General features: G+C 62.8%; 15 protein-coding genes. 13 read left to right on the top strand and 2 right to left on the bottom strand.

From position 1 onward, the window contains the following. Positions 1 to 9: 9 nt before the first annotated feature. From HNP00_RS15390 to HNP00_RS15330, 13 genes are all read left to right on the top strand, one after another. The gene (locus HNP00_RS15390) at positions 10 to 1,026 is read left to right on the top strand and encodes an ABC transporter permease (RefSeq protein ID WP_184740602.1); all 1,017 of its coding nucleotides are present in this window, start codon (positions 10 to 12) and stop codon (positions 1,024 to 1,026) included. Then, entirely contained in the window at positions 1,026 to 2,081 is a 1,056-nt protein-coding gene (locus HNP00_RS15385) for an ABC transporter ATP-binding protein (protein ID WP_184740600.1), read from the top strand. The genes HNP00_RS15390 and HNP00_RS15385 overlap by 1 nt, the downstream gene beginning before the upstream one ends. Further along, positions 2,078 to 2,923 (top strand): ATP-binding cassette domain-containing protein, encoded by an 846-nt coding sequence (locus HNP00_RS15380; RefSeq protein WP_184740598.1) that lies wholly within the window; start codon positions 2,078 to 2,080, stop codon positions 2,921 to 2,923. The genes HNP00_RS15385 and HNP00_RS15380 overlap by 4 nt, the downstream gene beginning before the upstream one ends. Before the next feature lies 1 nt (position 2,924). Next, positions 2,925 to 4,544, top strand: a complete 1,620-nt coding sequence (locus HNP00_RS15375; RefSeq protein ID WP_184740596.1) for an ABC transporter substrate-binding protein — start codon at positions 2,925 to 2,927, stop codon at positions 4,542 to 4,544. A gap of 108 nt (positions 4,545 to 4,652) precedes the next feature. Then, complete coding sequence (locus tag HNP00_RS15370) at positions 4,653 to 5,693, top strand: sugar phosphate isomerase/epimerase (RefSeq protein WP_184740594.1); 1,041 nt, start codon at positions 4,653 to 4,655, stop codon at positions 5,691 to 5,693. A gap of 15 nt (positions 5,694 to 5,708) precedes the next feature. Beyond that, on the top strand, positions 5,709 to 6,659 hold the full coding sequence (locus tag HNP00_RS15365) for a P1 family peptidase (RefSeq protein ID WP_184740592.1): 951 nt from the start codon (positions 5,709 to 5,711) through the stop codon (positions 6,657 to 6,659). Between the two features lie 256 nt (positions 6,660 to 6,915). Further along, positions 6,916 to 7,137 (top strand): translation initiation factor IF-1, encoded by a 222-nt coding sequence (infA, locus tag HNP00_RS15360; protein WP_009358723.1) that lies wholly within the window; start codon positions 6,916 to 6,918, stop codon positions 7,135 to 7,137. A gap of 75 nt (positions 7,138 to 7,212) precedes the next feature. Continuing rightward, complete coding sequence (gene rpmJ / locus HNP00_RS15355) at positions 7,213 to 7,326, top strand: 50S ribosomal protein L36 (RefSeq protein ID WP_011775570.1); 114 nt, start codon at positions 7,213 to 7,215, stop codon at positions 7,324 to 7,326. A gap of 191 nt (positions 7,327 to 7,517) precedes the next feature. After that, a complete protein-coding gene (gene rpsM, locus HNP00_RS15350; protein ID WP_011775569.1) occupies positions 7,518 to 7,895 on the top strand; it encodes a 30S ribosomal protein S13 in 378 nt (125 codons plus the stop codon). 99 nt (positions 7,896 to 7,994) lie between these two features. Then, positions 7,995 to 8,396, top strand: coding sequence for a 30S ribosomal protein S11 (gene rpsK / locus HNP00_RS15345; protein WP_028265083.1), 402 nt, complete (start codon positions 7,995 to 7,997; stop codon positions 8,394 to 8,396). A 143-nt stretch (positions 8,397 to 8,539) separates the two neighbouring features. Beyond that, entirely contained in the window at positions 8,540 to 9,550 is a 1,011-nt protein-coding gene (locus HNP00_RS15340) for a DNA-directed RNA polymerase subunit alpha (RefSeq protein ID WP_184740590.1), read from the top strand. Positions 9,551 to 9,616: 66 nt separating this feature from the next. Then, positions 9,617 to 10,165 carry a 50S ribosomal protein L17 gene (rplQ, locus tag HNP00_RS15335; RefSeq protein WP_184740588.1) on the top strand — a complete coding sequence of 183 codons (549 nt, stop codon included), beginning with the start codon at positions 9,617 to 9,619 and terminating at the stop codon, positions 10,163 to 10,165. A gap of 32 nt (positions 10,166 to 10,197) precedes the next feature. Beyond that, positions 10,198 to 11,088, top strand: coding sequence for a tRNA pseudouridine(38-40) synthase TruA (locus HNP00_RS15330; protein WP_184740586.1), 891 nt, complete (start codon positions 10,198 to 10,200; stop codon positions 11,086 to 11,088). Between the two features lie 178 nt (positions 11,089 to 11,266). On the opposite strand, the gene HNP00_RS15325 is transcribed toward HNP00_RS15330, so the two are convergent. Together HNP00_RS15325 and HNP00_RS15320 are read right to left on the bottom strand one after the other, a co-directional pair. Continuing rightward, the gene (locus HNP00_RS15325; RefSeq protein WP_184740584.1) at positions 11,267 to 11,458 is read right to left on the bottom strand and encodes a Flp family type IVb pilin; all 192 of its coding nucleotides are present in this window, start codon (positions 11,456 to 11,458) and stop codon (positions 11,267 to 11,269) included. A 34-nt stretch (positions 11,459 to 11,492) separates the two neighbouring features. Further along, on the bottom strand, positions 11,493 to 12,368 hold the full coding sequence (locus HNP00_RS15320) for a type II secretion system F family protein (RefSeq protein ID WP_184740582.1): 876 nt from the start codon (positions 12,366 to 12,368) through the stop codon (positions 11,493 to 11,495). Between the last annotated feature and the right edge of the window lie 7 nt (positions 12,369 to 12,375).

Here is a 12,375-nt window from a genome sequence, read left to right as displayed (position 1 = left end):
GGTTTCCTGATGATTAGCACCATTTCCAAACGACTCGGCGTGGCACTGGCCACTGTCTTCGGGGCTTCGATCTTCGCCTTTATCCTCCTCCGCAAGGTTCCCGGTGACCCGGCCCGGGCCATCGCCGGGGATACGGCCACCGACGACACCATCGCGGCCCTGCGGAAATCAATGGGCTTGGATGACAACCTGCTCGTCCAGTACGGGAACTACATGGGGTCGCTTCTGCGCGGTGACTTCGGCTTCTCTTACAGCACCGGGAACAGTGTGGGCAACCTCCTTGCGCAGCGCCTACCGGCCACGATCGAACTGGGGCTGTTGTCGGTCCTCATTGCGATTGCGGCAGCAGTCCTCGCCGCGAGCGTCGCCGTCTACTCACGACGCCGCTGGCCGGACCGCTTCCTCCGCGTCGCCTCTTCCTTGGCCATGGGTTCACCACCTTTCTGGATCGCGCTGCTTGCCTTGCTGGTTCTCTCGATCCAGCTCGGGATCTTCCCGGGTCCGGAAGGTCGCCTGTCACCTGGGACTCTCCGTCCGCCAAACATCACCGGCATGTTCACCGTGGATGCCGTGCTGGCTGGACAGTGGGGAACGTTTGCCAACGCCGCCTGGCACCTGATCCTGCCCGCGACGATCGTCGCCCTGGGCCCGTTCGCCTTCCTCAGCAGGCTGTACCGGAACCAACTTCGAGGCACGCTGCGAGAAACCTTCGTCACTGTTGCCCAGAGCCATGGTCTGCGCCGGTTTCCCGTTTACACGCGCCACGTGGCCCCGCACGGGCTCTTGTCGCTATTGCCGGCGGCGTCGCTCTTGTTCGCCGACCTACTGGCGGGGAGCCTGCTGGTCGAAAAGGTGTTCGGGTGGCCAGGGATTGGTTCCATGACGGCCGACGCCATCATTCAGAAGGACTTTGCCGTGGTCCAGGCAGTTCTTCTGCTGGCCGCCATCCTCTACGTAGTGGTCAGCCTCGTCGCGGACCTCATCATGACCGCGGCAGATCCCCGCACCCGAGTAGGAGCCCGCTGATGTCGCACACCAACGCATTTCCCTTACCTTCCCAAAGCGTGGCCGAGAACGGGGACCGAGACCGATCGCTCGTGCTCAGCGTCAACGGCCTCGTCACCGACTTCGACACCGCCTCGGGAACGGTCCATGCTGTGCGTGACGTCTCCTTCGAGCTGCGCAAACGCCAGCGCCTGGCGATCGTGGGAGAGTCGGGCTCCGGGAAATCCGCCATGGCCATGTCACTCGTTGGGCTGGTCCCGCAGCCGGGCCGGGTCGTCAGCGGCAGCGTTAAGCTCAACGGGACAGAACTCGTGGGGCTCGACGACGCCGGGATCTCCAGGATCCGAGGCAAGGATATCGGCTTGGTGTTCCAAGACCCGATGGCTGCCCTGGATCCCCTGAAGACCATCGGAAGCCAGTTCGTGGAAACCATCCGGGTGCACCAGGACGTGTCTGTCAAGGTGGCGCGGAGAATGGCCTGTGAACTCCTCGCCGAGGTGGGCGTCAACGATCCGCAGCGGAGGATCGCCGACTACCCCCACCAATACTCCGGGGGCATGAGGCAACGCGTGCTTATCGCCATGGCCATAGCCAACGACCCCACCGTGGTCATCGCGGACGAACCCACGACGGCCCTGGACGTCACCACGCAGGCACAAGTGCTCGACCTCCTGGCCAAAATCTGCGACGAACGCGGCAATGCGTTGATCATGATCACCCACAACCTGGGGATCGTGGAAGAACTCTGCGACAGCGTCAACGTCATGTACGCGGGCCGCTTCGTCGAATCCACCAGTACCCGGTCCCTCTTCGGCTCGCCGGCACACCCGTACTCCAAGGCACTTCTGGATTGTGTCATCGACCCCGCCGCCACCAAGCGCGGGGCGTTGCCCGCCATCCCGGGCTCGCCCCCGGACCTTTCCGTGGACGAGCCCGGATGCCCCTTTGTCGCCCGATGCCCACTTGGCCGGGATGAACTGCGGTGCGCAACAGAACGTCCCGAGGCCCGCGCTTTGGCGAGCGGCGCCGTCGTCCGCTGCCATTTCGCGAGCGATACCCCAGGAGATGCAGCATGAGCAACCTAGCCACAGCCCCGCTCTTGCGGGTGGAGAACCTCAACAAGTCCTACGGCCGAGGAGTCGGATCCCGGAACCGGACCCAGATCCTGCGGGACGTCTCCTTCGAACTGCGCCGCGGACAAACACTGGGACTCGTTGGAGAATCGGGCAGCGGCAAGTCCACCACGGCGGCGTGCGTTATGGGCCTGACGGGCGTAGACAGCGGCCTGATCGAGTTCGATGGCGTGGACCTCACCTCCCTCTCGAAGCCGCAGATGCGGCGGATGCGCAAGCGCATCCAGATGGTGTTCCAGGACCCCAACGGCTCACTGGACCCGCGCTTCACGGTCGCTGACTTGGTGGAAGAGCCATTGGTCATCCATGGCGTCTCGGACGCCGCTGAGCGCTCGCGCCGGGTCGAGGAAGTGCTCGACCGCGTCGGCATCACTGTCAAGCAGGCGCAGCGCTATCCCTTCGCGTTCTCCGGCGGTCAACGCCAACGGATCGCGATCGCCCGGGCGCTGGTCCTGAACCCGGACCTCGTGGTCTTGGACGAACCGGTGAGCGCGCTGGACGTCTCCATCCAGGCGCAGGTCCTCAATCTCCTGAGCGACCTCCAGGATGAGCTTGGGTTGACCTATCTGTTCATCGTTCATGACCTGGCAGTGGCCCGGCTCATGAGCCATCACATCGCCGTCATGAACTCGGGACAGATCGTAGAGGCCGGAACCTCGGCGGACGTATTCGACAACACCACCCATCCCTATACGCGGGCGCTGCTGGATGCCGTTCCGGGCGCTCGCCGCCGGGCCAAGGCGCTTGCGGCGGCCGGAACGGCCGCAGCCACGGAAGGAAAGTGAGATGAGGACCCTGCCTACCCCACGTGTCCTGATGAAGAGGACGACGGCGTTCCTCGCCGCCGCCGGCCTGCTCGCCTTGGCCGGTTGCGCAAGCCCAGCGAACTCTTCCGGTGGGACAAGCCGGCCGTTCACAGTGAACTGGGCCACGACGCTGACCAATATCGACCCGGCTTTCGTCTGCGCCGGCAACGAAAACAGTTTCGCCAGTAATTTCTATGCCCGGCTGGTCAAGCTCGACGAGGATCAGCAGCCCGACGGAACGCTCGTAGCCAACACAGATCCAGCCCGGGTCAAGGGCGACTTGGCCGCAACCTGGACGGTCTCTCCTGATGGGAAGGCCTACACGTTCTCCCTGCACCCCGGGGCCAAGTTCGCCAACGGCAACCCCTTGGATGCCGAGGCCGTCAGGTATTCGATCATGCGGAATCTCACGATTGGCGGATGCGGTTCCCTGGGCCTTCAGATAGGCCTGACGGATCCGCCCCTGATCAGCGGGGTCGTAGTAGTAGACCCCCAGACTGTCCGCCTCGAACTGTCACGCGCCTATCCCGCGATCTTGGTGACCCTGGCGCAGAGTCGCGGGTCGATCTATGACCCGAAGGTCATCAAGGAACATGGCGAGGACAAGAAGGGCGTGCCGAATCAATGGCTGGCCGCGCACACCGCCAGCAGCAGCGGCCCCTATGTCCTGGATGAATACGTAGCAAACAACTACGCGGTGCTCAAACGGAATCCGAACTACTACGGCACGGCTGCCAAAGAACCGGTGGTCCGCGTCAACTTCATCACCTCGATACCGACCCTGATGCTGCAGGCGCGTCGAGGCGAGGCGGATGTGACGCTTGGACTGCCGCCCTACGTGGTCCACGAACTGAGCCAGAACGACTGCTGCAATGTGTCCACGGCCCCGGCATTTGCCCCGGTCACCGTATCCTTCGACAACTCGTCAGGCGTGACGTCCAATCCGAAATTGCGTGAAGCACTGACGTACGCCGTGCCGTACGAGCAGATCAAGGCCAGCGTCGCCTACGGCTACGCGGACAGCTACTACGGCCCGTTCGTTCCAGGGACGCCCGGATTCGACCCGCAACGTTCCGCCCCCCGCCCCCTTGACAAGGACCGGGCACGGGCGTTGGTCAAGGAGTCGGGCCTGGCGAATCCCCAGATCGACCTCATGATCAACCCAACGTCGCCCGGAGTCTCGACCCTTGCGACGATCCTGAAAGCCTCGTGGGAGGAAATCGGCGTGACTGTCAATATCGATTCGCAGACGCCCACGGCCTTTGCCACGAAGTTCAATACCGGCAAATACCAATCCGCGCTGCTCTTCGAAAGTGCCGGTGCCGTGGCGGCCTACGAACTCCGCAAGAAGATGACCTGTGGCAGCAGCTTCAACAACCAGCACATCTGCATTCCAGGCACTCCGGAGCTCATGAAGAAGCTCGACGACGCACCAAGCCTGCAAGCCCAGCTGCCGTACATCAATGCACTCGTGGACGCTTGGCGGGCCAGTTCCCCCACCATGATCCTCTACCGTGCGCAGTTCACGGCAGTGCTTGCACACTCGGTCAAGGACTTCGACTACGCCTCGTCAACCACGTTTTACAACTGGGGGCGTTAGGGCACGGCTTGAAACACCGGAGGCCCACCCTCGGTGACGACGCAGATACCCGTCGAAAAGCACCCGCGGCGGGCGAGACAACAGGAAGAACTAGCTAAGGACGAGAAAATGCGAATTGGTGTCGATGGAAGCAAGATCCCCCACGAAGCGGACGACTCAGCGATCCGTATCCTCGAGCGGGCACATGGCATGGGGATGGAAGGCGTGTACTTCCGAAGCGTCATGGACGTCTCCCCGACCCTGGACCGCGGCTTGCTCGCAGAGGTCCGGGACTGTGCGGATTCACTCAATCTCTACCTCCAGATGGGCCTCGCCAAGGTCAACCCGTACGCGACGGCCGAAGCGCCCCAGGTCCGTAGGCTCGGCGACGGCGACTACACACGCGGCATGATCAAGATGATCGAGGCCGCGCACGAAGCCGCTGGCGTGACAGACCTGTGGGTGGCGTGTGCCAACTACCAGCGCGGCATGCCGGGTTACTACGTTTTCGACCGCTTCCGGACCGACGCACCGTGGGCCGATCAGCTCGTGGCGATCGAGAAGTTCCTGCGGCTCCTTGCGCCGGCGGCCCGGGACCACGGCGTGCACATGAACATCGAGACCCACGAGGAGATCACGAGTTACGAAATCGTCCGTCTGGTCGAAGCCGTGGGGCCGGATGTCCTGGGGGTCACCTTTGACACAGCAAATGTGGTGGTGCGAGGGGAGGACCCGGTGGCGGCTGCGCGTCGCGTGGCACCCTATACCCGGGCCACCCACCTGCGGGACTTTGTCCTGGGCGAACAGGACGGTGTCTTCGGGCGGATCTTCGCACCGATCGGCCACGGCTCGATCGATTGGGACGCGGTGCTCGGCATCCTGCACGCCGAAACCCCGGACCTCCCGCTTTCGATCGAGAACGCAGGCCCCACCTTGCACCTGCCAATCGGCCTCGACGATCCTGAATGGATTGCCATGCACCCGGACTTGGACCTCGAAGAAGTGGCTAGCATCCGGAGCATGGCGGCGGAGTACGCGGAACGGGCGGAACGGGGCGAAGCGCCGCGGCTCAGCGACTTGCGCGCCGCCCAGTACGACGGTGCGCACTTCATCGACATCTCGGCGAAGGCGCTGAGGGACGCGCTGTCCCGGATCGGCGCAGCAGTGTAGGAGCAGAATAGGCACATGACTTCCAAGATCACTGATGTGCCAGGAATCCGAGTGGGACATGTCCAGCGGATCGGCGACGGTTGGCTGAGCGGGGTGACCGTAGTTCTCCCGCCGCCCGGGACGGTGGCATCGGTCGATGTGCGCGGCGGCGGTCCGGGCACGCACGAGACGGATGCGCTTGATCCCACCACCCTCGTGCCCACGGTGGATGCAGTGGTGCTCACGGGTGGGAGTGCCTTCGGTTTGGTCACGGCCCACGGTGCCCAGCGATGGTGCGAAGAACAAGGGCGCGGGTTCGCCGTGCCCGGGGGAGTAGTGCCAATCGTTCCGGCCGCCGCGATCTTCGACTTGGGCCGCGGCGGTGACTTCGCAGCCCGCCCCGACGAGGCCATGGGATACGAAGCGGCCGCCGCGGCTGCAGCCGCAAGTGAGCATGCCGACGTCGGGCGCGGAAACATTGGCGCCGGTACCGGTGCCGTGATCGGACGGGGCGCATTCAAAGGCGGAGTGGGCACGTCCTCCATCACCCTGGACAACGGAGTGGTGGTGGGGGCGCTCGCAGTGGTGAACGCGCTGGGCATGCCTTTTGGCGGATCGCCCCAGCGGGAGGAGCCCGGGAGCACAAATCCGGCCGCGCCCCCGGCGTTGAACACCACGCTTGTTGTCGTCGCGACCAATGCGGTCCTCGACCCTGCCGAATGCAAGCGCACTGCCAGTGCCGCACACGCTGGCCTCGCCCGGGCTCTGAATCCTTCCCATACCCTCGCCGACGGCGACACGGTGTTCGCACTGGCGACGGGCGCCGTCGGGCTCGACCGCAGTTCGGAACAAGCGAGGCAGGTCTCGCTCATTACCCTGCAAAGCGCGGCGGCAGACGCCGTGCGCCTGGCTGTTCTTGACGGCGTCGCTTCCGCGGAATCCATCACGACGGCGGCAGGGACTTTCCCGTCCTACGGCGCGGTTTAGCGTGTTCTAGGGGGTTCTCCGGCACGGAGAAGGGTGACACCGCGCCGGTGTCTGCGCTAGCATGGGCGGATTTAACATTCGCGCCGCATTAGCGTAGAGTTGTCTGTTGGTTGTCTGCACAGCCACGCCCATTTAACAGGTCGCGAGTCCTGCTATGTGGAGTGGCAGGAGCCGGACGGCCAAACAAACAAAAAACGTCCGCAGATTTTCCGGTGCCTATCCGGAGGGCTGCGGCAAACAACAGTTAGCGGAGGATATGGCCAAGAAGGACGGGGTCATTGAGATCGAGGGCGTTGTGACTGAGGCGCTGCCCAATGCGATGTTTCGCGTTGAGCTCACCAACAAGCACATCGTTCTTGCACACATCTCGGGGAAGATGCGACAGCACTACATCAGGATTCTCCCTGAGGACCGCGTAGTGGTGGAGCTGAGCCCTTACGACCTCACACGTGGTCGAATCGTCTACCGCTACAAGTAATTGCTGGGCGGCAGCCTTGGGAAACCTTAGGTATTGCCGCAACAGCCGACCAACTGCAACACGCAAAGGAACGCCATGAAGGTCAAGCCGAGCGTTAAGCAGATCTGCGACAAGTGCAAAGTGATCCGCCGTAATGGCCGGGTCATGGTGATCTGCGAGAACCCGCGCCACAAGCAGCGCCAGGGCTAATTCCCCGCAAGGGAACTAGTGCCCGCAAGGGCAACCTGGGTTGCTAACCCACGCAAGTAAATAAAGGCAGCACAAGCTGAATTGGGACGCACAGAGCCCGGACAGCTAACCCCCGGTCGGAGGCTGGGGCCGCACTGAAAGTGCGGGTGTACTGCCTACGACCTCCGGTTTATTCAAGGAGTACTGCCACTATGGCTCGTCTCGCTGGCGTAGACATTCCCCGCGAAAAGCGGTTGGAAATTGCGCTTACTTACATCTACGGCGTGGGCAAGACCCGTGCACACGAAACCCTGGCTGCCACCGGCATCAGCGCTGACGTTCGCGTCAAAGACCTGACTGACGCCGAGCTGGTCCAGCTGCGTGACTACATTGAAGGCAACTACAAGGTTGAGGGTGACCTTCGCCGCGAAGTAGCAGCAGATATCCGCCGCAAGGTTGAAATCGGCAGCTACGAAGGCCTGCGTCACCGCAAGGGCCTGCCCGTACGCGGTCAGCGTACGAAGACCAACGCTCGTACCCGCAAGGGCCCGAAGCGTACCGTCGCCGGCAAGAAGAAGGCCGGCCGCTAGTCCCCACTTGCCCCCTAAAAGCGCTTCGCGCTTCTAGGGAACCCCGCAAGTGTGGGCCCAAGAGCACGGTCACCCAAATAACTTTCTGTAGGAGAAATAATGCCCCCGAAGACTCGTGGCGCGGTTCGCAAGCCGCGTAAGAAGGACAAGAAGAATATCGCGCTTGGCCAGGCGCACATCAAGAGCACCTTTAACAACACCATCGTGTCCATCACGGACCCGAACGGTGCTGTCATCTCCTGGGCTTCCGCCGGTGAGGTTGGATTCAAGGGCTCCCGTAAGTCCACCCCGTTCGCCGCCCAGATGGCTGCCGAGGCTGCTGCAAAGCGCGCCCAGGAGCACGGTCTGCGCAAGGTCGACGTGTTCGTCAAGGGACCGGGATCCGGACGCGAGACCGCAATCCGTTCGCTGCAGGCCGCTGGCCTCGAGGTTGGCTCCATCCAGGACGTCACCCCCAGCGCCCACAACGGTTGCCGCCCGCCGAAGCGCCGCCGCGTCTAATTGGCTTCTTGGCTTTTGCCGGCCGGGTCCGCTGCGGAACAGTCTGACTGTTCCGCAGCGCCCGGCCGGCAAAGCCGGAACCAAGCCGATTTCCACCACCTGTGTTGCGTCATATAGCGGATGCTCGCCGAAAGGAAACCTAAGTGCTTATTGCACAGCGCCCCACTCTGTCTGAAGAAGTAGTCTCCGAGAACCGCTCGCGTTTCATCATTGAACCGCTGGAACCGGGCTTCGGTTACACCCTCGGAAACTCCCTCCGCCGTACCCTGCTCTCCTCCATCCCCGGTGCTGCTGTTACCAGCATCCGGATCGATGGCGTGCTGCACGAGTTCACCACGGTTCCGGGTGTCAAGGAAGATGTCACTGAGATCATCCTGAACATCAAGAACCTCTCCGTGTCCTCCGAGCACGATGAGCCGGTTGTTGCATACCTGCGCAAGCAGGGCCCCGGAGTCGTTACCGCCGCGGACATCGCTCCGCCGGCCGGCGTCGAATTCCACAACCCGGATCTGCACATTGCCACGCTGAACTCGAAGGGCAAGTTCGAACTCGAACTGACCATCGAACGCGGCCGCGGCTACGTTTCGGCAGCTCAGAACAAGTCCGGCGACTCCGAGATCGGCCGCATTCCGGTCGACTCGATCTACTCGCCGGTCTTGAAGGTTACCTTCCGCGTGGAAGCTACCCGTGTTGAGCAGCGCACTGACTTCGACAAGCTGATTGTCGACGTCGAGACCAAGCAGGCTATCGCCCCGCGCGACGCCGTTGCCTCGGCAGGCACCACCCTGGTGGAGCTGTTCGGTCTTGCACGTGAGCTGAACACCGCAGCTGAAGGTATCGAGATTGGCCCGTCGCCGACGGATGCTGCCCTGGCAGCTGACATGGCACTGCCGATCGAGGATCTGGACCTCACCGTCCGTTCCTACAACTGCCTCAAGCGTGAGGGCATCCACACCGTGGGTGAACTCGTTGCCCGCTCCGAGGCTGACCTGATGGACATCCGTAACTTCGGTGCGAAGTCCATTGATGAGGTCAAGGCAAAGCTGGTTGAACTGGGTCTGTCCCTCAAGGACTCCCCTCCCGGTTTCGATCTTGCAGCCCGCGCCGCAGCCATCGAAGAGGACGACGCCGCGTTCGGCGACGACGAGCTCTAACAAGCAGATCTTGGCCACCGAGTCCACGTTCGGACCCGGAGGGCCTTCATTACAGGAGAAATTACTATGCCTACCCCCACTAAGGGTCCGCGCCTCGGAGGCGGTCCGGCTCACGAGCGCCTGATGCTCGCGAACCTGGCAGCATCGCTGTTCGAGCACAAGCGCATCACCACCACGGTCACCAAGGCCAAGCGCCTGAAGCCGTATGCAGAGCGCCTCGTGACCTTCGCCAAGCGCGGCGACCTGTCCTCCCGTCGCCGCGTACTCGGCCTGATCAGCGACAAGGGCATCGTCCACGAGCTGTTCACCGACATCGCCGGCGCCGTTGCCAACCGCGATGGTGGCTACACCCGCATCACCAAGATCGGCAACCGCAAGGGCGACAATGCTCCCATGGCTGTCATCGAACTGGTTCTTGAGCCGGTTTCCCCGAAGCAGGCTGTAGTTGCCGAGGCAACTAAGGCTGCTGAGAAGGCTGCTCCGGTTGCCGAAGAAACCGCTCCGGTTGCCGAGGAAGAGGTCGTTGAGACCGAAGCCGCCGAGGTTGAGACCGAAGCCGTTGAAGCTGAAGCTGCTGAAACCGAAGAGGCTCCGGCCGCTGAGGAAAAGAAGTAATTCACTGAATTCTTCACAGTAGACTTAAGTCTATGAACGAACGAAAACCCGCTGCCCCCGTTTTGGGGGGCGGCGGGTTTTTGCGTGTCCGGATGGATCTTTCGTACGACGGCGGCCCTTTCAATGGTTGGGCGCTGCAGCCCGGCCTACGGACTGTGCAGGGTTCGCTGGAAGAGGGACTGGCGTTGATCGTGCGCCGTCCCGCGCGTGTCACCGTGGCTGGTCGAACCGACGCCGGTGTGCATGCACGGGGACAAGTGGCGCACATTGATCTGTCGCAGGCCGAGTGGAGCGGACTTCCGAGGGGCCACGAGATTGATCCCGCCGCTGCGCTGCTCCGGAGGCTTCGTGGAGCCTTGAGCCGTGTCCTGCAGGATGAAACCGGCGCCATTGAAGTGCACGACGTCGGACTGGCACCTGACGGCTTTGACGCTCGCTTCTCAGCGTTGTGGCGCCGCTACAGTTACCGGATTGCCGATGGCCCGGAACGCTGGGACCCGGTTCTACGCAGGCTGACGTTGTGGCACAAATCCGTGCTGGACGAAGGCGCGATGAACTCGGGAGCCACCGCGCTGTTGGGGCTTCAAGACTTCAGGGCATACTGCAAGCCGCGCGAGGGAGCCACCACCATCCGCGAATTGCAGCGCTTTGAGTTCGTCCGCGGCAGCGATGGCGTGCTTGTTGCCAACGTCCAGGCCGATGCGTTTTGCCACAACATGGTGCGGGCATTGGTCGGATCGGCATTGCGCGTGGGGGAGGGCTTGGAACAGCCGGAATGGCTGCATGAACGCTTGCTTGCGGGGGTCAGGGACGCCAAGTCTGTGCTGGCCGCACCGCACCCTTTGGTGCTTGAAGAAGTGGCCTACCCCTCCGACGACGAACTGTTTGCCCGGGCCGAACTGACCCGGGCGCGGCGGGAGTAGTTTTGGGGCCGGGCCCTGCAAGACGTTCTGTCCCAGACGAGGCCTCGACGTTGAACGGCCCCCTCCCGGTTCTGGGTACCGTGGAGGGGGCCTGCGAAGACCACCCGCGGTTCTGGGTATCGCGGGTGATCGGTTTGAAGGCACCCCAGACGCGCCTGGTTCAAAGGTTCGGAGATGCCTAGTGCACTCCGAGCGCTGTCCTGACGGCGGCAGCGAGGCCGTCGATGAATCCGTTGAGGGCGAGACCAAAGGCACCAACGCCCACAACGATGACTACAGCGATGAACCCGACCAACATCGAGTACTCGGTGGCTGTTGCTCCGCGTTCCTTTGCGAAGGACGAAACGAGGCACTTGAGCTTGCTTTTCATGATGACCGACCTTTCAGGCGACGTGCGCCGGTGCTTAGGAGAAGGCGGCGATAATCTTCATGACCGCCGGACCCAAAAGGATAATGAACAGCGTGGGGAAGATGCAGAAGATCAGCGGAAACAGGATCTTCACAGGGATCTTCATGGCATGCTCCTCCGCTGCCTGCCTACGCTTGGTTCGCATCTCTTGTGCCTGGGACTTGAGGACCTTGGCGATTGCGATACCGTAGGCATCCGCCTGGACGACCGCCCTGATGAAGCTCCGAACGTCGGGTACATCCACGCGCTGGGACATATCCAGATAGGCATCCTTGCGGCTCCGTCCCACTTGGATGTCCTGCAGTGTCCGGATGAATTCATCGGCCAGGGGACCCCGCCCATTTTCGGCAGCACGGGCCATCGCCGCCTCAAAACCGAGCCCTGCTTGGACAGCAATCAGCATCTGGTCCAGTGTGTTGGGCAGTTCCAGCCGTATGGCGGCCCGGCGCTTTTGGGCATTGGACCGGATCAGCAGATCCGGTACGAAGTAGGCCACTGCGATGACGCCAAGGCCGAGGAGGAGACGGCCGACCGATCGATCTCCGAGGAACAGGAGGAGCCCGAGTATAGCGCCGCCGAGTGCCAAGAGCGGTTTGACCATCAGGATCCGCCCCAGCGGCCAATCCTTCGGCCGTCCCGCGCCAGCCAATTGCATGTCGAGCCAGGCCACGTAACCGTTCGGCGCAAGTTGTCGTGAAAATACCGTCAATCGATCCCGCGCGTTGGCAGGCTGCGACGCGACTGCCGCGCGGGCGCCCAGATTGGTGCGGATATTGCGAAGGCCTGCCCGGTCGCCGGTGACGACGAGCCAGACCATCCAGGATACGGGGGCCACAATGGCCAACATGGCCGCATAAGCGATGGGTTGCATGGTGAAA

Origin of the sequence: Arthrobacter sp. AZCC_0090 (assembly GCF_014207375.1) — a bacterium.
In the GTDB taxonomy this organism is placed as follows: Bacteria; Actinomycetota; Actinomycetes; order Actinomycetales; family Micrococcaceae; genus Arthrobacter.
The sequence above is the reverse complement of the archived record's forward strand: the minus strand, read 5'-3'. Positions and strand labels throughout refer to the sequence as shown.